Raw genomic sequence first — 23053 nt, forward strand, 5'->3', positions numbered from 1 at the left:
TGTGTGGTTTTAGATGAGACTCGAAGTGATGAAAATCGGTTCGAGTCTTATTTTTGTGCGCCCGGCATGGGTGCACTCTTAAGGATGCAAGTCCTTAGACTGTTCGAGTAAGTCATAGCCGAACACCAAAAGCGACACCGTGAGGTGGAATCTGAAGGAAGGTGCAGGCAAATCTCTGACCTGACGAACAGAAACCGCATAAGGCCAATTCGGGATGGATAAGGGAGTAAAACAGACTGAAGTCCCATAATGACTCGGAATCCCAAAGGGTAGATGTGGCAGGTGAGTGGAGAGAAAGAGTGTGTTCTTACGCGGGGAGGCCTCACGGATAGGGCCGGAGCCATGAAAATGGCAGCTGTGGCCCAAACAAGATTTATCGTGAGGAGTCAGCAGAGGCCATCGTACTGGACGGGTTATAGACCGTCCAGGAAGGGCCGAATCTTAGGAAATATCAGTTAGTGAAGGGAGTCAAAAGAGGTCATTAAAAGCAGAAAACTTCATAGAGAAGGTTGCCCGCGAAAAGCAGCTGCCAAGCGGCAAGGATATGCGGGAACGCCTATCCCTGTGAGGAGTGCCGAACACAACGACATCATTGCAAACTTGTGAGCGGACACTCTGTTGGGGCAAGTCCTGAGGCGAGACAACCTGAATGCCGCGTATCACAGGGTAAAGGCCAACAAAGGATCAGGCGGTGTCGACAAGATGAGTGTAGATGAACTTCTACCGTACCTTGGAGAGCACCGACTGGAACTCTTACTGCAGATACGGGATGGGAAGTATAAATTCAAACCCGTCCGACGGGTAGAAATACCCAAAGAAGAAAAAGGAAAATTCCGTAAATTGGGAATCCCGACGGTTGTGGACCGGTGATACAGCAGGCGATTACGCAAGAGCTGACGCCGGTATATGAACCGCAGTTCTCAGACAGCAGTTTCGGCTTCCGGCCGGGACGCAAAGCGCATGACGCCCTGAAACAGTGTAAGGCCTATGCAGATGCAGGATATGTCTATGTGGTGGACATGGATTTGGAGAAATTCTTCGGCAATGTCTATCAGAGTAAATTGGTAGAAGTCCTGTCAAGAAGCATCAAGGACGGAGCTGTCATCTCACTGATACACAAATACCTGAATGCAGGAATCATGAACCACGGGATATTTGAGAGAAGCGAAACAGGCGCTGTACAGGGAGGCCCCTTAAGCCCACTATTAAGCAACGTGATGCTTAATGAACTGGACGAGGAACTGGAACGGCGAGAACATAAATTTGTCCGTTACGCCGACGACTGCATGATACTGTGCAAAAGCAGGAGAAGTGCAGAGAGGACCTTGGAAAGCATAACACGATACATAGAAAGGAAACGGTTCCTCAAAGTGAATCGGGAAAAGACGCCGGCTCCATACATTAGCCGGGTAAAATACCTGGGATATGGATTCTACAGGAGGAAAGGGAAACTTCGTTTTCGTGTGCATGCAAAATCCGCAGCAAAGATGAAGGAGAAGGTGGGGGCCATTTTAGACCGCAACAAACTAACTCCGAATGCGGTAAGACCCATCAGGCTGAAACAGTTCATCCACGGATGGGTCAATGATTTCAAGCTGATAGACATGAAACAGCTGCTCATGGAAGTGGATACATGGATACAGCGGAAAATCCGGGCAATCTACTGGAAACAGTGGAAGAAGGTGCGAACAAGGTACCGCATGATGCGCCAATACGCAATTCCAGAATGGAAAATGCATGAACTGGCAAGTTGCTGAAAAGGATCATGGAGAGCGGCGCTTATGCTGAACTTGATCCCTACTAAAAAAGAAATAGCCCGCTCTGGTTATATAACCATGACGAGCTATTACAAATAAGTTTGTGAAAACGAGGAAACCGCCGCGCTTCGAACAGTACGCACGGTGGTGTGAGAGGTCGGGATTTCTATTTAGAAATCCCGACCTCTCAATAGCGTTCTGGAATCAGAATTTGAATTTCGTAAGGACAGTTATTGTATTCTTGTAAGTTATCTTCAAATTCATTGGCGAGAACCAATCTTGGCTTTTCGTTGAATTGGCTAAAATAGACTGTTGCCTCATAAGGGCTCCATTCTTGGCATAGTACCTGTGCGGGCATACAATAATAGTTTCCTGCTGGAATTTTCATAGAATGCCTGATTTTATGTAAGCGAATATGATAATTCTCTCTTGATTCATCATTTTTTATTTTTGTGCAGACCATATAACGAGTGTCAAAATGACTGACATGGCTCTTATTTAGATGCTGAGCCTTTATAAAGTAGTTGTGATACCAAGTCATTAAGTCAATATTTTGCTGAATCTTTTTAATTTCCTCATTTAATGCCTGTTTCTTATCGTCAAGCATAGATACGAGTTTATTGATATTATTTGTTAGTATGATACTTCGAATTTCATCTAAAGTAAATCCAAAGTTCTGAAGGTATTTAATTCTATCTATGTAGTGAAATTGATCGTAAGTATAGTAACGATATCCTGTACTTGGACTAATATATTTGGGCTCGAGGAGTTTAATTTTATCATAATAACGGAGGGCTTGAACCGACACACCCATAATTTTAGCAGTATCTCCAATGGAGTATAATTTCATTTTTATCACCTGCTTTAAACTATCTGGAAGTTAAAATGGAGGAATAAGAGGATTATTTCATAGATTTTCTTTACATCCTTATAGGAAAATTTATCTTTCTGTATTACTTGACTGTAGAAGGATTCAGCCATTCTATGTTATTTAAAAAAATGCCTCTAAACTAATATGAATTTTTTGCCGTAGTACCAACAGATATGCCATGAATATTATATTTGTTTTATCACAAAAAGCAAAACTGTATTTTTAAGAATATTTTGGGTATGTGTCAATATTTTCTCGGGAGACCCATATAAGATTGTGTTGCAGCCTCATTATATGCGAAAAATGGAGCTTAAGTGACCTTTGGCTGTACTGCTGGCCGTATACGCACCAATTCCCCCGTTTTTAATTCCCACGTGTGGAACCATGGGAGATTTCTTCAGCGCGCTCTTCAAGGCTTTTCGCAGCTCCGCGCTCGTCGGGGCTTCTAAGGGCCTGAACTTGCTGAATAGCCGGCTTCCAGCTCTTCATTTTGCAGGCCCGTAAGGGCCCTAGCCATGGCTAAGCAGCCTTCTTTCCCCCAGCGCCGGCCTTGTTTTTTCGTTCTTAGACCTCTTTATTACTTTGATGACATCTGATACAATCTTTTCCATGGGAGACCTTCCTTTGTTTTGATATTCGTGCCGTTAACACTAGCTTAACAATAGGGGGCTCCCCTTTATTTTGCAAGGATTATTTATACCCTACCGAGAAACATTTTACGCTTAGTGAAAGTTTAGTCTGAGGATTTCATATGCTTGCACCAGCGGACAGAACAACCCTGCAGTTTAGTTTGTATGAAACGCACTAAACTGCAGGGTTGTTCATAGAAAAAGTATTCTTCACAGCTCACCTTAATTCTTTGTTTCAAGAGCAAGTCCTTCTGCCTTTTTTTAATTTTATCGTAAAAGCACTTTTCTGGTAGACAGTCAAGAATATAGACATTCTCAAGTTCATCAATCGCCCTTATTTTCCGTTAGGATTCGTTTTATGATCCTAATACATGTGCGAAGCAGGGGTTCCTTGGAGCGGTTTCGCAAGGTGCAGATAGATAGGATTGGGGCAGTCTCCGTGTTTCCTGTAATGAAATAGCGAATAGGTTTATGAATAGTCATGGCCGGGACATAGGAGCGCATCGTAAAGGCGACACCCAGCCCTTCCGAAGCGAGCCGAATGGCTAGATTGATGCTGTCTACTTCTTCGATACTGCTGGGCTCAAATTTAGCTTCCTCAATGAGTTTTGTTTGCTGCCAGCGGATCTGCTGTCCTTTGAACTGAAAAAAAGCGGGTTCATGATTCAGGGCGTGGATGTCAAGATATGGATAGGGAAGGTCATCCCGGTACTGCGCTTTTCGGCAGGCTGGATGGGTAGGGACGATGGCAACGAGAACATATTCTTTTTTGAGAGGGATGGTATCAAAAAAGGGATTTTTCCGATTTTGTATGCAAAGAATCACGTCCAGAAGATTGTTGAATAGTGCACTTTCAAGGATCTGATCGTGCATATGTTTTGTCTTGATCTGTAGGGATGGTTTTTCTTTGCGGAGCGCGGCTACGAGGGATGGGATGATTCCTGAGTAAAGGATTTGGTAGGTCCCGATGCGCAGCTGGCTGACATGCGTTGTCTTCAGCTGCTGCAATTCCTGTTCCATCTTTTCTTCGAGATTGAGGATTTTCTTTGCGTAGGCAATCATGATTTCACCTGCTTCCGTAGGAGTAAGGGTGGTGCGGCTTCTCTTAAATAGGGCTGTTCCCAGTTCTTTTTCCATTTTTTTGATGGCTAGGCTAAGTGTAGGCTGAGTGATGAAAAGCTTGTCTGCGGCTTGATGAAAGTTCCCCGTATCAGCCAAGGTGCAAAGATATTGATATTGTTTTCTTTTAATATCCATGGCCTCGAGAAGGCCTCCTTTCCCTAGGTGCAGGCGTCGAGTTGGCGCACAAATATAATATATCTCAATAAGCGATTTATTGAGATTATTTATCAAGATGAATGAAATACAATTAGTCAATCTATTGTGATTATTCTATAATAAGACACGGAAAGAATCAATTCCAATGGAGATTTGATTCAAAAGAAATCTGTACTTAGAAAGGATGGGGTTATATGGAAACAAGAAAAGTGAAGAAAGTCTCTTTCCCCCACACATTTGTCATTATTTTTGTGATGATTGTCATTGCTGTGGGACTGACTTGGGTGGTTCCAGCAGGGACCTATGATTTTGTAAAGAGCGCATCCGGAAGAAAAGTTGTAGATCCGGCAACATTCCATTATATCCAATCAGCATCCGTCAATCCCCTTCTTATTCCGCTTTACATTATCAAGTCCTTCAGCAAGCGAATTGACCTTATGATGGTGATTTTCATGGCTGGGTCAGCTTTCCATGTTGTGACGAAGACTGGCGCTTTGCAGGCCATTCTTGCCAAAGGGGCTAAGCGTTTTTCCAATCGTTTGGAAGTCTTCATCCCCGTTTTGACTTTAATTTTTGGCCTCATCTGCACGACGCAGGGCGTCAATACATTTATTCCTTTTGCTCCCGTTATGGTCATGCTCGCCATGGCGATGGGTCTTGACTCTATCACCGGCGAAGCCATCATGGTCTTGGGCGGGGCTATCGGGTTTTCGACAGGCACATTCAATATGTTTACGACTGTAGTCGCACAGGATATTGCGGAACTGCCAGCTTATTCCGGTCTCTGGTATCGTGCGGTCTGTTTTGTGGTCTTTTACATCGTAACAAATTGGTACCTTATCCGATATGCGAAGAAAATCAAGAAAAATCCAACGATGAGTCCAATGTTTGATCTTGATCAGGAAATGAAAGCGGAAGAAGCGACAATGGACCTTGAAGCCGCCAGTGAGCTTACGGGAAGGATGCTGGCTCCCTTGGTCCTTCTAGTGATTGCTTTTGCCGTAATCATCTATGGGGCGATTGTCCTAAAATGGGGTATGGCTCATATGGCAGCGATGTTCCTGACCTACAGCGTCGTTGCAGATCTTATGATTGGAACGCCTGTCAATACGGTATGCAAGGACATCTTAGATGGCAGCAAGCAAATGCTTGGGGCAGCTTTCATCATTGGGATGGCAACCGCCATCAGCGGCATCATGGATGCCGGAAAGATTACCTACACGATTGTTCATGCAACCTCAGAGCTACTAAGCGGTCTTCCGCCCATCATCATAGCTCCAGGAATGGTCCTTGCCAATACGCTCATCAATCTTTTCCTGACTTCAGGGAGTGGGCAGGCGGTTGCTGTTATGCCTATTCTTATTCCACTAGCTGATGTGCTGTGCGTTACCCGCCAGACCACTGTCCTTGCCTTTAACTTTGGCGATGGATTCTGTAATTTTATCCTGCCGACATCGACCGCCCTTATGGGAACTCTGAGCGTGACCAATATTCCTTATGACCGGTGGATGCGCTTCATGTGGAAACTTTTCCTGATTTGGCTCGTGACGGGATGCGTCATGACCCTGATTGCCCAAATGATTCACTTGGGACCTATGTAATGTGATAAAGGAGAATGATAAACGATGCTGAAGAAACAAATTGAGACAGCAAATCGGTGGATAGATACTCATCTTCCAGAGCTGACAGAGATGGCGGATACCCTCTTTGATCATCCGGAAATTGGACCCCATGAGTATCAGTCAAGTGCCCTTTTGACACGGTATCTAGAAGACCATGATTTTACCGTAACACGGGGGATTGGTTCCTTGGAGACGGCTTTTAAGGCCATTTGGAAAAATGGGGAAGGCGGGCCTAATATCGGCCTTCTGTGTGAGTTTGACGCCCTGCCCGGCATGGGACATGGCTGCGGCCATCAGCTTCAGGGACCCTCTATTTTGGGCGCAGCAAACGCTATCAAGGAAGCCGCCGGAGATATCCCCTTTACCTTGACCGTATATGGCACGCCGGGCGAGGAAAATATCAGTGGCAAATATATCATGATCAAGGAAGGATGCACCTTTGAGGAACTAGATGTGGCCCTGATGATGCACGGTGGACCGGCAACGCAGACAGACATCAAGAGTCTTGCAAATGCTGAATATACAGTTACTTATCACGGTAAGGCCGCTCATGCCGCCCTCAAACCGGAAGCCGGGCGAAGCAGCCTTGATGCCATGATGCTTGCTTTTCACGGAATTGAATGCCTGAGGGAACATGTACCTGATGATGTGCGGATTCATTACAATATCATTGATGGAGGCGGTACTGCCGCAAATGTCGTGCCAAGCTTTACGCAGGCTCAGGTCATGGTTCGGGCCGGAACAGTTGGTCTTGTCAAGGAAATCATGAACCGCATGGAAAAAATCTATAACGGAGCCGCTATGATGACAGAAACAACTGTCAATGCCGAGGTGGGGAAGATTCTTGATAACAAGATTCCGAATCTTACGCTCAATGATCTCCTCATGAAACATGCCAGGGCGCTGAACGCACCTAATTGTCAGTCTGCACGGAAACGGACAGGCTCTACGGACTTTGCTAATGTCATGCACCGTGTTCCGGGCTCCTGTATCCGGGTCGCCTTTGTCCCCGATGGAACCTCTTCCCATTCGCCGGAATTCATTGCGGCCGGTAAATCTGAAGAAGCCCATCAGGCCGTGCAGTTTGGCGCCAAGATCCTTGCTGACGCTGCTCTCGAACTGATTGATGATCCAAAACAGCTAGAAGCTATCCAAAAAGAGTTCAAAGAAAGAAAAGAAGCAGAGGAAAAGAATCCCTCTGCGTAAAATGAAGCCTTGTGCACTTGTCTAAGTCCCATATATGATATAACTGAAAAGGACCTTGCGGTTTATGAAATCGTAAGGTCCTTTTTGAGTTACAGCAATTGGAAGTACTATATTTTTGAATTATTTTATAAAAATGATGGAAAATAAATAAAATATAGATGAATATCTATAAGTTATATATTATATCTAGTATTGGGAATTATTTGAATATTCATGTAAACTCAGGGTAGATGGATTGAGACTTCTGTGTGAGCAAAAAGAAAAGAGGAAACGATTATGAAAAAAATCCGGGACCAGGTCCCTTACTGTGCCGGGCGAAACTTTCCTAAGTATCACATCCCGAAAGGGGCATGTGATTGTCATCATCACATCTATGATCCGGTTCGGTACGCATATCAACCGTCTGACACGAGAAATCAGCCACCTTCTACGGTGGATGTGTATCGGATGCTGCAAAAGAAACTGGGCCTTTCACGAAACGTAATTGTTCAGCCGTCAGCGTATGGAACGGATAATCGATGTACTCTAGACGCCCTGAGAGCTATGGGAAAGGAACAAACAAGGGCCATTGTTGTAGTAGATGAATCTGTTACAGATGCAGACCTTACTGCATATCATGACCAAGGCGTACGGGGCATCCGTTTCAACATCAATTGCGGCTACAGTGGGGACTGGACGAAGATTGAGCGGCTTGCTGAACGGATTGCCCCTATGGGATGGAGCGCTTGCTTTTGGATGCCTGCCGATCTTTTGATGGAAATGAAAGCAACCATTGAAAATCTTCCTTGTCATGTTGTGTTGGATCATCGCGGTCATATCCCTGCAGGCAGTGGAAAAGATCATCCTGCTTTCCCGCTTATTTGCGAGTGGCTGAAGGAAGGCAAAGTTTACGTTAAACTATCTGGATTGTATATCGATACAAAGACAGAACAGTATACGGATACGATGGAAGTTGGGCGGGCCTATGCAGAGGCAAATATCCAGCAAATTCTTTGGGGAACGGATTGGCCACATCCATCTTGCTATTCAGGATTAAGCCCCATGCCGGATGATTCGTATATGCTGGATTGTCTGATGAACCAAGTAGATACGGAAGAGAACTTCAGAAAAGTACTTGTTGAAAACCCCGCAAGATTATTTGGCTTTTAGGAAAGGAGAAAGAAAATGGCGAAGAAAAACTTCATGCTTTATGGGATGGATTGGAGAATCTTTACCATCTTTGGTGGGGCGATTCTTATTTCTGCATATATGAATATTATCCCCAATCAATTAATCGGCGGCATTGCTGTCATGTTTACGTTAGGAATTATATTCGGAGAATTGGGAGAACAACTTCCGATTTGGAATAAGTATTGTGGCGGCGGTGCTATTTTGGCGTTCCTAGCTTGTGGTATTCTGACTTATACGAATTTAATGCCGAAAAATATTGTATCCATTTCCAAAGGGTGGATGAGCACATATAGTTTTCTCAACGTCTTTATTTCAACCCTTGTTGTGGGTAGTCTTTTGGGGCTTGATCGTAAGCTTCTTATTAAATCAGGAGCTTTATATCTTCCTGCACTTCTAGCGTCTCTAGCAGTAGCTGCTTTATTTGGTATTCTTGGAGGATTGCTTTTTGGAATCAAACCGGCGGAGGTTGTGACTGCATATGTGCTTCCCATCATGGGTGGTGGAGCCGGAGCTGGAGCCATCCCGATGGCTCAGGTTTATCAGGACGTAACAGGAAAAGATTCATCAGGCTATTTGAGTTTTGCCATAGCAATTTTGGCCATTGGAAATATCCTTGCCATCTTGTTTGCCATCATTCTTGATAATATTGGCCGCGTATTTCCTAAACTTACGGGTCATGGAAACCTTGTCAAGGTAGAGGCTTCAAAAGCTGAGACGACCATTGAAACAAAAGATAGCAAAGTCGATATTACGATGGATGATATCGGCTCTGCAATCTTTCTCATTGGAGCTTTTTTTGTTCTGGCCCAACTGACCGCTAAAAAAATCCTTCCCTCTATTTTTGGCGTTGCTATTCCTAATTTTGCCTATCTCATTATCTTTGCTGCTTTGGCAAATATTCTTGATCTGATTCCTGAGAGAAACAAGAAGGCGTGCCAAAAACTGCAGCAGTTCTGCGGTAATAAGCTCGTTTGGATTCAGATGGCAGGATGTGGGATTACGCTAATTAACTTTAAACAAATGGTAAGTGTTATGAGCCCTGAAAATCTTTTCATTGCTTTTTTGATTGTCCTCGGATGTGTCATTGGATCCGGTATATTTGGCGCTCTTGTTGGATTTTACCCCATAGAATCTTCAATTACGGCGGGACTTTGTATGGCTAATATGGGTGGAGCTGGGGATCTTGCTGTATTGGGGGCTGCTAGACGCATGGAACTAATGAGTTACGCCCAGATTTCATCACGAATCGGTGGAGCTATCGTACTGTTTGTCGGTAGCTTTATTTTCCAATTCCTTTAATGCTGAAAGGAGCATCTAAGTATGAGAAAGTTTAATGTTGTATATATGAGAGGCGGAACGAGCAAAGGATGTATTTTCCATAAAGAGGATTTACCGGAAAATCGTGCAGAATGGGATGACATTTTTGTTCAAGTCATGGGCAGTCCTGATCCAAAACAGATCGATGGTATGGGCGGGACCGTTTCTTCCAATAATAAGATTGTCATCGTTTGGAAGAGTGACGAACCCAATGTAGATATTGAGTATTTGGTGGGACAGTCCATTGTGGGAAAAAGCCAAATCGACTATAAGTCAAACTGTGGCAATATGACAGCTGCGGTTCCAGCCTATGCGGTTGAAGAAGGGATGGTTGATATTACGGAACCGATCACGGTTGTCCGTATGCTTAATAAAAATACAGATAAATACATCAATGTATCCGTTCCCATCGACCCGGAAACGCATACCTTTGCCCAAGATGGAGATTGTCATATTGCAGGTATAGACGGGACCGCGGCCGAGCTTAAGGTGAACTTTCTGAATCCGGCCGGTGCCAAGACAGGAAAACTGCTCCCGACGGGGTATGTAACCGATACTTTTGAAATTGGAGGGAAACAGATTGTCTATTCCCTTGTCGACGTATCCAATCCATTGATCCTTGTGGCGGCAGAGGATATAGGCCTTACGGGGACGGAAATGCCTACTGAACTCGATGAAAATAAAAAAGCTTCTGAGCTTCTTGAACAGATTCGCGGCAACGCAGCTGTCCTTATGGGGTTTGCTAAGAATTTGGAAGACGCTAAGGTGAATTCGCCAGCTGTTCCTAAGGTAGGCGTATTTACAAGTCCCAAAGATTATCAGGGCATTAGTGGCAATATTGTCAGCGCTGAGGATATGGACGTTTGCGTGCGTATCCTGTCGGTCTTCAAATGTCACAAGGCTTGCCCGCTTACGGCTGCAAATTCAGTGGCTGTGCTTGCGAAATTAAAGGACTCTGTCATTGACCAGAAATTACATACTGCTAGTCACGGCGACAGCAGTGTCCGAATCGGGCACCCGAGCGGCATTATGAAGCAATATGTAGATATGACGGTTTCTGCCAATCATGTTGAAGTGAAAGGCGTTGCTGGTCAGCGAACGGCAAGACGGATTATGGATGGCTGTGTATATATTCGGAAATAATAGTGGAGGAAGAGATAATGATTCAGTTGTCTAACGGCGGCATATATTTAGTTCATGGGAAAAATCTCATTCCTGAAAATGAAGTCAAGAAGGTTGAGTCTATTCTGGGGCGTAAGGTTGATAAGGAAGAAGCCCACAAAGGAACTATTGCCTATCGCATTTTGGAAAAGCACAATCAAAGCAGTGATATGAAGCATCTGAAGATTAAATTTGATGCACTGACAAGCCATGATATTACCTATGTCGGCATCATCCAGACTGCCAAGGCTTCCGGCATGGATAAATTTCCCATGCCTTATATTCTAACATGCTGTCATAATTCCCTTTGTGCAGTGGGTGGAACAATCAATGAAGATGACCACATGTTTGGCCTTTCTGCAGCTAAGAAATATGGTGGCATCTATGTTCCTCCCCATGTTGCAGTTATTCACCAGTATATGCGTGAAATGTATGCTGGCTGCGGCAAGATGATTCTTGGCAGCGACAGCCATACTCGCTATGGTGCCCTAGGTACCATAGCTGTTGGCGAAGGTGGTGGGGAACTCGACAAACAGATTCTAGGGGATACGTGGGACAATCCCTATCCTCAGGTTGTTGCTGTCTATCTCACCGGAAAACCAGAGCCTTGGGTCGGTCCTCACGATATTGCCTTGGCAATTTGCAGAGCTGTATTCCAAAATGGCTATGTGAAAAATAAGATCATGGAATTTGTAGGACCGGGTGTATCGTCAATGTCTACGGACTACCGAAATTCTGTTGATGTCATGACTACGGAAACGACATGTCTTTCTTCAATTTGGCGGACGGACAGTGACACGAAGGCCTTCCTCAAGGAGCACGGCCGCGAGAGTGATTATAAGGAACTGAATCCGGCCGATGTGGCTTATTATGATGGTTGCGTATCCATCAATCTCAGCACAGTCAAACCTATGATTGCGTTGCCTTTCCATCCGTCCAATGCCTATGAAATCGATGAACTGAATGCGAATTTAGCGGATATCCTGCGGGAGACCGAAAAAGAGGCTGCTAAGATTAGTCAAGGTCGGGCGGAGTACTCATTGGTCGATAAGATTAAGGCCGGAAAGCTCCACGTCCAGCAAGGTGTCATTGGTGGATGTGCCGGTGGTAACTATTCCAATGTTGTACGAGCTAACAACGTCCTGAGAGGGAAAATTACCGGCGCAGGGGATTTCAGCCTCAATATCTATCCTTCGTCTATACCCGTTTATATGGATCTTGCTAAAAAGGGTATTCTAACGGACCTGATGACGGCGGGAGCTGTCATCAAGACGGCTTTCTGTGGTCCTTGCTTTGGTGCTGGTGATACGCCGAATCACAATGGCTTTTCCATTCGTCATACAACGAGAAACTTTCCGAACCGCGAGGGTAGCAAGCCAGGAAAGGGGCAGATGTCTGCTGTAGCACTCATGGATGCAAGAAGCATTGCGGCAACGGCTGCAAATGGCGGCGCACTTACGTCGGCAGAAGCTTACGCAGATCTTTTTGACGAAGTACCCGCTTATCATTTCAATGAAGCCCCATACAAAGCTCGCGTTTATTATGGCTTTGGGAAAGCAAATCCTGATGAAAATCTTTTCTACGGGCCAAACATCAAGGATTGGCCAGAACTTCCGCAGCTGGAAGAAAATATCCTCTTGAAGGTTTGTTCCAAGATTGAGGATCCGGTTACGACAACGGATGAACTCATTCCTTCCGGTGAAACGTCTTCTTTCCGCTCCAACCCCCTTGGCCTTGCTGAATTTACCTTAAGTCGCCGGGATCCTGGATATGTAGGCCGTACAAAAATGGTAAAAGAACTCGAGATTGCTCGTGAAAAGGGTCTTGACCCAGTAAAAGAAGATGCTGATTTAGCAGTTGTTTTGGATACACTTCATAAGTATGATGAGTGGTCCCATGTCTCCCTTCAGAATACAGAAATTGGATCCGTGATTTATGCCAATAAGCCTGGGGATGGCAGTGCTCGTGAACAGGCTGCAAGCTGCCAGCGCGTTATTGGCGGTCTAGCCAACATCTCACAGGAATATGCAACTAAACGATATCGCAGCAACGTGATTAACTGGGGTATGCTACCATTCCAGTTTAAAGGGAAAACGACTGATTTTGAGGTGGACGATTACATCTTTGTGCCGAATATTCGTAAGACGCTTGAGACGGACCTTCAGAACATCCCGGCCTACATTGTTAAAGGTGGGAACATGCTCCCAATTATGCTCTATATAAATGCGCTGACGGAGGAAGAAAAGAAAATTATTAAAGATGGATGCCTCATCAATTTCAATCGTCAAAAGAAAAATAGCTGATTGAATCTTTTTGGATATAACTTAAAACCAGGTGAACGCAGGCATGATGCCAGAATATTCACCTGGTTTTTTCTATCAGTCAAACATGTCTTTAAACTGGTTTTTAAGAAGATTAATTAGATAGCGTTCCGCTTTATTGAGATACGTATTGTCCTTATAAAGAACGCAGACACGTAGACTAAGGGGATAATGGTCATACCGATAGCAATACGCTTTATAGTCGGGCCCTAAGCTTCGGGCACACCTTCCGGGAACAATTGTGTAACCTAGGCCAGCTGCAGCAAGTTGGGCGGCAGCTGTACTGCTTTCTAGTTTGAGGATTATATGAGGTTCAATCTGAGACTTTTCAAAGATCTTTTGAACTTCTCGCGTAACAGAGTGTCGTTTTTTGATGCCGATGAACGGAAAAGCGGCAATTTTCTTTAGGCTCAAGATCCGCTTTTCTTTGTCATAAAACATATCATCCTGAAAACCATCTTTCGTCGCAATGAGCTGCATTGGTTCATCATAGATGAGATCCTTGACGACAGTTACAGGCACCTCATCGTTCCAAGGGCAGATAATAAAATTGACTTTATCGGCAAGAAGCATCTCCATGAGGTCTTCCGTTCCCGCTTCTTTGATGATGAATTCGGAATCAGGATATTCCTTACGGAAAGTTGGAAGTACGTAGGGAAGCATATAACCCGCTCTTTCAGCCGGAATTCCCATATGAATCTGCCCTGAACCACTGTTTTTCAGATCTGCCAGACGGCTTGCAAGTTCTCCCTGTTCCCGAAGGATATTGCGGGCCATCTTTACATAAAGACGACCAGCCTCAGTGAGTGTAATTGGCTGGTGATTCCGGTCAAAAAGCTTCATCCCTGCCGCTTTTTCTACCTGAGAGATGGCGTAACTCAGGGATGGCTGAGATATATAAAGCTTTCTAGCGGCTTTAGTTACACTTTGGCACTCGGCAACGGTAATAATGTATTGGAGCTCATGTAAATCCATGGTGTCCTCCTTGTAAAGAAAAGGCTCATGATTCAGAGTCGGAATATTACAACCATTTTATAATAAAAATAGAGCACAAGAAAGAGGCTTCTGGTGGTTCGCTGAGGTAGGACTTGTATTGGGAACAGAAAAATAGGGATATTGCGTGAGGCAATATCCCCTGCGTCTTTTAAAAGATAAAGGCAACAACGAAGTTGAACAGGGCACAGCAAATGACGCTTGTCGGTACAGCTATAAGAAGCAGCCGGTTAAAGAGCTCATTACGGTCTTCTTCTTTCGGGCTGGAACCAAGAATCAGGGATCCGCCAGAGGAGAAGGGACTAATGGCACTGGACTGTGCACCGAGTACCGTGCAGGCGAAAAGAACCGGTGCGGCAATTCCCGTAGAGCTGGCAAGACCAGGAATGAGCGGGAAGAGTGCTGGCGTTACAACACCTGTGGTCGAGCTGAAGAAGCTCATGATGGCCCCGATGATGGAAAAGGCGATTGGAATCAAGGGCTTTGGCACGTTGCTTCCGACCCAGTTGCTCAGCATGGTGATGGTTCCTGCTTTGACGGCAACGGCAATCAGCATGCCGGCGCCTGCAATCATGACAATAGTGTTCCAAGGTATTTTGGCAATGGCCTCTTTCTGTGGGGCCAAATCAAGAAGCAGGGCAATGACAGCAAAGATGATGGCAACTAGGCCAACATCAATTTTTCCCGCCATGTACTTGATGAAGGGCTGAGATGGCATAAAAATCTTAAGCAAGGGGAAGGCAAGAACAACAATCATCATGACAATCATCAAGGTCAAGGTTGTCTTTTGTTTTCCCGTAAATGCTTCAGGTTTCTTAAAGACTACCCCTTCCCCGATATTTCGATTGGCTTTAACCCCAAATTTAAAGATGGTGATCAGTAATACGGAAAAGACGAGGGAAAAGAGAAAAATCTCCATTTCCATGGCAAAGGTATCGAGGGCTGCTAAATTCTTGTTGGCTTCATAGGCTGTGTCAGCAAGACCGCGGAAAATGACGCCTAGATTTGAGGTCGGGAAATCACCACCGCAAAGGGCCCCCGCGTTAATGGCAATAGCGCCTGTCAGCTTATCCATTTTGGATTCATCGCAGATGACCATCGTAATGGGAGCCAGGAAGGCTAGGACGGTGAAATACGTTGCTCCCATAATGGAAAGGATGACGGCTACGGCAAATAGAGCAAAGGGAAGCATACCTGGAAATTTTCGGCAGGAATAAAGCAGGGATCCTGACATCTTTTCCAGCGTCCCGTTGATTGCGGCGACATTATAGAAGAGGGATACGGAAAGGATGACAAACATTGTGCTCACAGGCCAAAAAGAAATGACTTGTTTTGGTTTGAGTCCCATGATCAGACATCCAATGATGTAGGCAAAAACAATACAAAAGAGACCGGTGTTCAGTTTGGTCTTATAACCGAGAAAAATAGCAACGGCAATGGCCGCAATGATAATGGCGCTTAACATGTTGATCAGGCTCCTTTCACAAGTCAATCAGTCTTTTACGGCACCTTCTGGTTCATCATCAATGCCGAGCAGACGGTAAGGAATGGTCTTTGTCATGTAATAGACTTGTTCTTCAGGAATTCCCGCTTCCACAAGATAGTGCATGTATTCGTAGATTTCTGTTTCCCAATCTGGATTTTCAACCTGTCCGCCATCAGTGGCCACCATGATGTTGCGATAGCCGATTTCTTTGATGAGGGTTGCATTGTCCTTGAGATTTAGGTGGTAAGGCTGACCTTTCCCCATATTTTGAGCATAGCAGCGTTCCAGAATGACATCATAGTCTTTGACTAGGCGAATCTGGTCTTCAATCGTATAGTCACAGACCCACCATTCTGGATGAGTGATGACGATTTTCTTTACCCCTGCATTTCTGGCTGCTTCGACGACAACAAAGGCTTCTTCCGGTGAAACATGGGCTGTTGCTAGAACGGCATCATGATCCTTGACGAGCTGAAAAATGTCCTTTAGTTTGGGTACAACCTTGCCATTTTCAACCAGTGTAATACCTTGATTGGGATCTTGCCCCAATTTTTCCAGATGCCTCCGGGCAGATTGGGTCGGCAGCCAAATCACTTTTGCCCCCAGTTTGAGTCCCTTTTCGACCGCTTCAGGGTTAATGCCACCGATAATTTTGTTCATGACAACGCCGCCGAACATGGTGAAATTGGTCTTGTCCCCATACCGTTTCTGTACATACTCAGTAGCAATTGCCGCACGATTGACCGTGAACCCAAGATGACTCTTGATGACGATGGCCCGCGCCCCAACACGGACGGCCGCGTCAGCAAGCTCCAAATCTGAATAGGCCCGATGACGCAGATCTGGATTGGTGTGGACATGCATATCACAGATACCTTTTAAAGAAACACGACTCATGGATTATCCCCCTTTTTTGAATGATTCGACGATTTCATGAATTCATTATAAGAAAAAGGAAAATATATAAGAATCAGATAATTTGTTATAATATGTATAGGAAAAACCGATGAATTAAATAGCGGAACGGAAAGATACTGCCTAAGAAAAACGTAAAAATCATTCGTATTGGAGGCTTATTGATGGATACCCGTACACTTTCATATATCATCGCCATCGCTGAAGAAAAGAGCATTTCAAAAGCCGCAGAACGGCTTTATATGGCCCAATCCAGTCTATCCCAATATTTGACGACCTTGGAGACGTCTCTGGGATATCCCTTATTTGTAAGGCGTCATCAGGGAGTCAGATTAACGGAAGCGGGAAAGCTCTACCTTGAATTTGCTTATCGAACGATCAATGCATATCATCAAGTCCAAGATGCTATGCAGGATATCAGTGAACTTCATAGTGGACAAGTCATCCTTGGTGTGAGCACCTTTAGAGGATCTTATCTGCTGCCACCCGTGATTACTGCTTTTGCCAACAAATACCCCGGAGTGCATGTCAATATTGTTGAGGGAGATTCTGTGGACCTAGAGTATATGCTGCAGCGCGGCGACCTCGATCTGGCTCTGCTTGTTCTTGGGAAAGCAGCGAAAAATCTTGACTCAGCGTTTCTTATGGACGATGAAGTCTGTTTGATTGCGCATCCCCATCATCCCATTATGAAGAAAGTCAGGAAAGGGACTCGGCATAACCTTCAAGAGACGCCGCCTTGGTTCATTGATATCCATGAGATTTCGCAATATGAATTTATCTTAAGCGGCTATGATACCATCCTCGGGAAAAAAGCACGTGAAATATTTGCCCGCCATCATATTTCCCCGATTGTCCATAATGAAAATCTGTCTGCTTTGTTTGCGGCTTCAATGGGATCCGGGGGAATTGGCCTTGCCTTTACCTATTACAGCTCTCGGAGATATTTCCAGGGCGCTGAATTTATCTCATTAGGAAAAGATGGAACTTCTGTTGAGCTTTCGATTGCCATGCCAAAAGGTGGCTATCATTCTAAGGCCGCCTTGGCTCTTGCTGATGTGATGAAAGAAGTTTTGACTCCAAATCGGTAAACAAGATAAGAGCGATTTTCTATCTCAGCGCGAATGGTCGGTAGAGGGGTTATCAGTTGAAGGAAACGAAAAAAGGAAATCTTATTTATGTGAAAAATGTTCGATATGGATTGAACGATATTATTGGCAGTAAAAAACTGAAAACACTTGAACTTACCTTGAAAAATGAGCTTAAAAAGCTTTAATGGGATAAATTTAGACAAAAATAATAAAATGGAACATTTCATAAGATATTAAAATAAAAATAGACAGATAATAATCCTGCCGCATTTCATCTGAATTGCGGCAGGATTATTTTTCGCTATAGGGCAATGATCAGCGGAAAAAGAAACAAAAATAATGGTGTTAGTTCTGATTTCTGGGCTTAAACAACCAAAAATGGCGATTTTAATGGATTTTGTATACTGTATCACTGAATTCAGTTTCTTATTTTTAAATAACTAAATCAGTTTGATGAATAATTTTAAAACATATAGTCATAAAATAAATAAATCCTAAGCTGATCGTTATATAATAGAGAGTAAATTTAATGACTTAGATAAAAGCGAACAATCAAAAATAGGAAAATGTGTTCCTGACCATTGCATATGTTACACTAAAGTAATAAAAAACCAAAAGATAAGCCGATCGCATGTGCTAAACGTTCAAAAATTTGCTTGCCTCTTTTGTCCTCGAGTATACTGGGTGCATCAAAGATGCATTCGACCTGTATACAGCTTAAGAGGGAGGGAAAGTTGATGAAATTAACACAGGACCAGCAAGACCTATTGGATGGTAAATTTGGTGAGGGCGCAAAACTTGCCATGAAAGTCCAGGTTGCGATTGGCGAATCTTTTGGTGCGGAACGAATGGTCCCTATTACTAGAGCCCACGTAGCGCTAAGTAATCAGGACGCAGATCGCTGGCTTGCAGAAAAGCTTGCTGGATTAGGTGCTAAGTGCCGCGTTCGTCCGACGGTCAACCCCGGCTTTTGCCTAAGCTATTTTAAGAAGATGGGGGTTGTAACGAATAAGGACTACGAGGAGATGGAACGCACAGATAGGGCATATCGTGCATTGGGTGCTGAACTTAGCTATAATTGCACACCTTATATGGATACGAATGTTCCTTTGTTTGGCGAAATATGTGCCTTCTCGGAATCTAGTGCTACACCCTATGTGAATTCGATTTGGGGGGCTCGTTCCAACAGGGAAGGTGCAAATTCGGCACTCTTTGCTTCAATTACGGGGTATGTTCCTGAATATGGCCTTCTTCTTGATGAAAACCGTCATGGCAATATCCTCGTACAGGTCGAGGCGGATATTAAATGCGATGCAGACTACCATATCCTTGGTATGTGCGGGAAGAAGATTGGTCATGGGATTCCGGTTTTTGCCGGACTGCCAAAGAATATTACCAAGGAAGCGCTCCGCAACTTAGGGGCTGAACTCAATACATCTGGTTCCTATGATATGTATCATATTCCAGGATTTACGCCGGAAGCTCCTGATATCAAGACTGCCTTTGGAGGGAAGGAGCCTGAACGGGTCGTGACGATTACCAATGATGATTTGGCGGAGGTTCTTGAAAGCATTTCTCTTCCTGGTCATCAGCCGATTGATTTTGCCATGTTTGGCTGTCCGCATTTTTCTTTCCATGAATGTGATCACATCCTGAAACAGCTTAATGGTCGAAAACTTGCTGTCCCGATGTATATCCTTTCGGGTGAACATGTATGCGAGATGACCAAACGTACGGGAATCTATGATGAACTGGAGGCTCTTGGTGCCCATGTTATTCCTGATACATGCCCGGATCAGCCGTGCTGGCACTTCCTGAAGGGTAAAATCGGAATTACGGAATCCCCGAAATGTGCGTATTATCCGCAGCGCAGGGGAATCCGCTTTGTCATTCGCGACCTCGATACTTGTATCGAATCGGCCGTAGCAGGGGAGGTCAAATAACATGAAATCTTTTAAATGCCATAAAATCTCGGATGGCCGCAGCGAAGGGCCAGCTATCATTTCCACAGATGATGTCATGTTCTATCTGATTGACCCCAAAACGGGTGTTGTGATTGAAGAAGGACATAGCTTGGAGCACAAGAGTATTTCTGGTAAAATTATGATTTTTCCAAGCGGGAAAGGCAGTTCTGTTGTACAGGCTGACGGTCTTTTCCAGCTGATGAAGGAAAATTCCCAGCCCAAAGGCATGATTGTTGAACATCCAGAAACTGTGCTCGTAACCAGTGCGATTCTCTTTGAGATTCCCATGGTTTCTCAAGTTGAGCCCGAATTTTATCAAACCGTGAAGGAGGGAGACACTGTCATTATTGATGCTGATCATGAAACTGTGACCATTATGGATTGACCGATTCTATGAGTATTTGTTAAGGAGGCGTTCCTATGAAAAGAAGCAAACTGGTTTGTTTGTCCCTATCTTTGTTGGTAAGTATTGGTTTATTGGCCGGATGTGGCGGGGAAAAGAAAGAGGCCGGCAAGGCTTCTGAAACAGTTTTAAAAATTGGTCATGTAGAACCGGAAGACCGGTCTACCCATAAAGCACTCCTCAACTTCAAAAAGAAAGTAGAAGAACGGTCCAAAGGCAGTCTCAAGATTGAAATTTATCCAAATGGTGCGCTAGGCGGCGATGTTCAGCTTTCCGAAGCGGTTGCAACGGGATCGCTCGATATGGCCTTGCCTTCCACGTCTGTTCTGACAACCTATAATGACGAATTCGGTGTCCTTGACATGCCTTACCTATTTAAATCCAGCGAAGCCGCATTTAAGGCGCTCGATGGTGATGTAGGGAAGGAACTTAACGGGAAGATTGCCTCCAAGGGAATCGATATTCTAGGGTATTCCTATAATGGCCCTCGGAGTACAACGAGCAAGGTGAAACCAATCGTAACGCCAGAAGATTTGAAGGGACTTAAGATGCGCGTCATGGAAAGTCCAATCTTCATCGATTTTTATAAAACGCTGGGTGCTAATCCGACTCCGATGAGCTTTACGGAACTTTACACAGGACTTCAGCAAGGTACGGTAGAAGCTCAGGAAAATCTACCATCCCTGACTTTTGCCAATAAGTTCTATGAAGTTCAGAAGTACTCCACTATTGATGAACATGTTCATAATTTCTTGGCGTTCCTCATTAACGATGCGAAGTTCAAATCCCTTTCTGCCGACAACCAGAAGATTCTGCAGGAAGAAGCAAAAGCATATGTAGATGAACAGCGCAAGATGGAACTTGCAGATAACGAAAAGGCCATCAAAGATTTGGAAACGATTGGCAAGCTGCAGACCAACATACTGACAGCTGATCAGAAATCTGCTATGAGAAAGGCCCTGCAGCCTATGTATGACAAGTATGAAGCTAAGTTTGGTAAGGCGCTCTTTGACCTGTGTGAAAAATATAATCAATAAGTAGGGAATAGGGGCTATTGAGGCGTTTGCTTCATAGTCCCTCTATTAGAAGGAGGACTGCTATGAAGGCCGTACTCAATAAATGGACCTATATTGAAGAAAAGGTCCTTATTGGAAGCCTGATATTCAACACTTTATTGATCTTTCTCCAAATCATTATGCGAGGTGCCTTTAATTCCTCCCTGTCTTGGTCTGAGGAATTATCCCGCTATATCTTCATTTGGCAGATTTGGCTTGGGGCTGACCTTGCCTTTGCTTACGGAGAACATATCAAAGTGGAGATGATCTATAATTGGCTTCCTGGTGAAAAAGCAAAAAATATGCTCAGAATTCTTGTAGAGGCTACGTGGCTTGCTTTTAACATTTTTCTAGTAGTAAAGGGCGCCGACCTCTGTCAGTCCATGGTTTCCCGAAATACCCTTTCTTCTGGGATGCGGGCACCTCTTGTTTATGTATATGCAGCGCTGCCTGTGGCATCCTTCTTTTTAAGCCTGCGCTTAGTATACAGCTTGTATACTCGCTGCGTGTCCCAAAATAATGGGCGGGAGGGATAATCATGGAAGCTGTATTTTTGTTTGGGCTCTTTATTTTATTGCTCATGCTCAGTGTCCCGATTGGGTACGCGATTGGTATGGTAACCCTCGTTACTATGCTGCATTTTACATCCATGCCGACACTTATGATTGCTCAAAACAGCATTGCTGGTGTGGACTCGTTTCCTCTTTTGGCCATCCCCTTTTTTATGCTCGCTGGTAACCTAATGAGCGGCGGCGGGATTGCAAAACGCTTGGTCAATTTTTTTGAATGCTTCATTGGGCATATTACGGGTGGACTTGGTATGGTCACCATTATTGTCTGTATGTTTTTTGCAGCAATTTCCGGTTCTGCAGTAGCAACCGTATCGGCAGTGGGGGCTTTCATGATTCCTCAAATGGTGGAGCATGGTTATAGCAAGCCTTTTTCCGCTGCACTGACTGCAGCGGCAGGAACCATCGGGGTTATTATTCCTCCTTCTGTTCCTTTTGTCATTTATGGTGTGGTTTCAGGCGCATCCATTACCAGTCTTTTTACAGCAGGCTTCCTTCCAGGCATATTAATGGGCGTCGCCCTTATGATTGTGTGCTTTATTGTTTCGAAAAAACGCGGCTATCGAGGCAGCACGGAACCACCCAGTGCCAGTGTCATTTGGGCCACGTTTAAGGATGCAATTTGGGCCATTCTTTCCCCTGTTATCATTTTGGGCGGTATCTACTCCGGCAAATTTACGCCGACGGAAGCAGCCGTTATATCTGTTGTTTATTCCTATGTCGTAGGGCGTTTCGTTTATAAGGAACTGGATGGATCTTCCACCTATAAGGCGCTCAAGGATGCCATTGTTATCAACGGGGCGACGACGTTCATGGTTGGTCTGTCGACCGCCTTTGCCGCCCTCTTGACCATGGAACAGATTCCGATGAAGATTGCCGGGTTCATTACTAGTATCAGCCAAAATGGATTCGTCATTCTCCTTCTCATCAACCTGCTCCTGCTCCTTGTCGGTATGTTCATTGACAACATTCCTGCAACCATCATTTTGACGCCGATTCTGTTGCCGATTTGTAGGAAATTTGGCATGAGCCCCATTACCTTTGGCATCATGTTGACCATGAATCTTGCCATTGGGTTCTGCACACCGCCTTATGGCATCAACCTTTTTGTTGCAACAGCCATTTCAAAGGTCAAAATGGAGGCCTTGTCAAAGGAACTCATTATGCTGATTGGTGCGCTGATTCTTGTTCTCGGCGCGGTTACGTATATTCCATCGGTTACGACCATTTTCTTGAAATAAGGAG

19 protein-coding genes are annotated in these 23053 nt (G+C 44.6%); 14 read left to right on the forward strand and 5 right to left on the reverse strand.

Going from position 1 to position 23053, the window contains the following annotated elements; genetic code table 11:
- The first annotated feature begins 702 nt into the window (after positions 1 to 702).
- Together HMPREF1246_RS10610 and HMPREF1246_RS10615 are read left to right on the forward strand one after the other, a co-directional pair.
- Complete coding sequence (locus tag HMPREF1246_RS10610; protein ID WP_021737287.1) at positions 703 to 870, forward strand: hypothetical protein; 168 nt, start codon at positions 703 to 705, stop codon at positions 868 to 870.
- A complete protein-coding gene (locus tag HMPREF1246_RS10615; protein ID WP_021737341.1) occupies positions 867 to 1757 on the forward strand; it encodes a reverse transcriptase domain-containing protein in 891 nt (296 codons plus the stop codon). The genes HMPREF1246_RS10610 and HMPREF1246_RS10615 overlap by 4 nt, the downstream gene beginning before the upstream one ends.
- Positions 1758 to 1944: 187 nt before the next feature.
- Here HMPREF1246_RS10615 and HMPREF1246_RS08995 read toward each other — a convergent pair whose 3' ends face one another.
- Both HMPREF1246_RS08995 and HMPREF1246_RS09000 read right to left on the reverse strand, forming a co-directional pair.
- Complete coding sequence (locus HMPREF1246_RS08995; RefSeq protein WP_035224692.1) at positions 1945 to 2607, reverse strand: helix-turn-helix domain-containing protein; 663 nt, start codon at positions 2605 to 2607, stop codon at positions 1945 to 1947.
- A 974-nt stretch (positions 2608 to 3581) separates the two neighbouring features.
- Positions 3582 to 4514 (reverse strand): LysR family transcriptional regulator, encoded by a 933-nt coding sequence (locus tag HMPREF1246_RS09000; protein ID WP_021737278.1) that lies wholly within the window; start codon positions 4512 to 4514, stop codon positions 3582 to 3584.
- Between the two features lie 215 nt (positions 4515 to 4729).
- On the opposite strand from HMPREF1246_RS09000, the gene HMPREF1246_RS09005 reads away from it, so the two are divergent.
- The 6 genes from HMPREF1246_RS09005 (at position 4730) to HMPREF1246_RS09030 (ending at position 13314) form a co-directional block, all read left to right on the forward strand.
- Positions 4730 to 6136 carry a YfcC family protein gene (locus tag HMPREF1246_RS09005; protein ID WP_021737302.1) on the forward strand — a complete coding sequence of 469 codons (1407 nt, stop codon included), beginning with the start codon at positions 4730 to 4732 and terminating at the stop codon, positions 6134 to 6136.
- A 24-nt stretch (positions 6137 to 6160) separates the two neighbouring features.
- Positions 6161 to 7363, forward strand: a complete 1203-nt coding sequence (locus tag HMPREF1246_RS09010) for a M20 family metallopeptidase (protein ID WP_021737288.1) — start codon at positions 6161 to 6163, stop codon at positions 7361 to 7363.
- Positions 7364 to 7639: 276 nt separating this feature from the next.
- The gene (locus tag HMPREF1246_RS09015) at positions 7640 to 8512 is read left to right on the forward strand and encodes an amidohydrolase family protein (protein WP_021737305.1); all 873 of its coding nucleotides are present in this window, start codon (positions 7640 to 7642) and stop codon (positions 8510 to 8512) included.
- Positions 8513 to 8527: 15 nt separating this feature from the next.
- Complete coding sequence (locus HMPREF1246_RS09020) at positions 8528 to 9832, forward strand: 2-hydroxycarboxylate transporter family protein (RefSeq protein WP_021737330.1); 1305 nt, start codon at positions 8528 to 8530, stop codon at positions 9830 to 9832.
- 21 nt (positions 9833 to 9853) lie between these two features.
- Positions 9854 to 10993 (forward strand): PrpF domain-containing protein, encoded by a 1140-nt coding sequence (locus tag HMPREF1246_RS09025; RefSeq protein ID WP_021737320.1) that lies wholly within the window; start codon positions 9854 to 9856, stop codon positions 10991 to 10993.
- Positions 10994 to 11010: 17 nt separating this feature from the next.
- The gene (locus tag HMPREF1246_RS09030; RefSeq protein WP_021737338.1) at positions 11011 to 13314 is read left to right on the forward strand and encodes a hydratase; all 2304 of its coding nucleotides are present in this window, start codon (positions 11011 to 11013) and stop codon (positions 13312 to 13314) included.
- A gap of 75 nt (positions 13315 to 13389) precedes the next feature.
- Here the strand turns inward: HMPREF1246_RS09030 and HMPREF1246_RS09035 are convergent, their stop codons facing one another.
- The 3 genes from HMPREF1246_RS09035 to HMPREF1246_RS09045 form a co-directional block, all read right to left on the reverse strand.
- A complete protein-coding gene (locus HMPREF1246_RS09035) occupies positions 13390 to 14307 on the reverse strand; it encodes a LysR family transcriptional regulator (protein WP_021737344.1) in 918 nt (305 codons plus the stop codon).
- Positions 14308 to 14476: 169 nt separating this feature from the next.
- Positions 14477 to 15790 carry an SLC13 family permease gene (locus HMPREF1246_RS09040; protein ID WP_014129115.1) on the reverse strand — a complete coding sequence of 438 codons (1314 nt, stop codon included), beginning with the start codon at positions 15788 to 15790 and terminating at the stop codon, positions 14477 to 14479.
- Positions 15791 to 15817: 27 nt separating this feature from the next.
- A complete protein-coding gene (locus tag HMPREF1246_RS09045; protein WP_016459958.1) occupies positions 15818 to 16708 on the reverse strand; it encodes a DUF6282 family protein in 891 nt (296 codons plus the stop codon).
- A 182-nt stretch (positions 16709 to 16890) separates the two neighbouring features.
- Between HMPREF1246_RS09045 and HMPREF1246_RS09050 the strand changes: the two genes are divergently transcribed.
- The 6 genes from HMPREF1246_RS09050 to HMPREF1246_RS09075 all read left to right on the forward strand — a co-directional run bounded on the left by HMPREF1246_RS09050 (position 16891) and on the right by HMPREF1246_RS09075 (position 23049).
- Positions 16891 to 17817 carry a LysR family transcriptional regulator gene (locus HMPREF1246_RS09050; protein WP_021737339.1) on the forward strand — a complete coding sequence of 309 codons (927 nt, stop codon included), beginning with the start codon at positions 16891 to 16893 and terminating at the stop codon, positions 17815 to 17817.
- 737 nt (positions 17818 to 18554) lie between these two features.
- Positions 18555 to 19760 (forward strand): aconitase X catalytic domain-containing protein, encoded by a 1206-nt coding sequence (locus HMPREF1246_RS09055; RefSeq protein ID WP_014129111.1) that lies wholly within the window; start codon positions 18555 to 18557, stop codon positions 19758 to 19760.
- A 1-nt stretch (position 19761) separates the two neighbouring features.
- Positions 19762 to 20166 carry an aconitase X swivel domain-containing protein gene (locus tag HMPREF1246_RS09060; RefSeq protein ID WP_014129110.1) on the forward strand — a complete coding sequence of 135 codons (405 nt, stop codon included), beginning with the start codon at positions 19762 to 19764 and terminating at the stop codon, positions 20164 to 20166.
- Between the two features lie 35 nt (positions 20167 to 20201).
- A complete protein-coding gene (locus HMPREF1246_RS09065; RefSeq protein WP_021737309.1) occupies positions 20202 to 21221 on the forward strand; it encodes a TRAP transporter substrate-binding protein in 1020 nt (339 codons plus the stop codon).
- 62 nt (positions 21222 to 21283) lie between these two features.
- Positions 21284 to 21775 (forward strand): TRAP transporter small permease, encoded by a 492-nt coding sequence (locus HMPREF1246_RS09070; protein ID WP_021737281.1) that lies wholly within the window; start codon positions 21284 to 21286, stop codon positions 21773 to 21775.
- Between the two features lie 2 nt (positions 21776 to 21777).
- Positions 21778 to 23049, forward strand: a complete 1272-nt coding sequence (locus HMPREF1246_RS09075) for a TRAP transporter large permease (RefSeq protein ID WP_021737310.1) — start codon at positions 21778 to 21780, stop codon at positions 23047 to 23049.
- The last annotated feature ends 4 nt before the right edge of the window (positions 23050 to 23053 follow it).

The organism is Acidaminococcus sp. BV3L6 (assembly GCF_000468835.1).
GTDB lineage: Bacteria > Bacillota > Negativicutes > Acidaminococcales > Acidaminococcaceae > Acidaminococcus > Acidaminococcus intestini.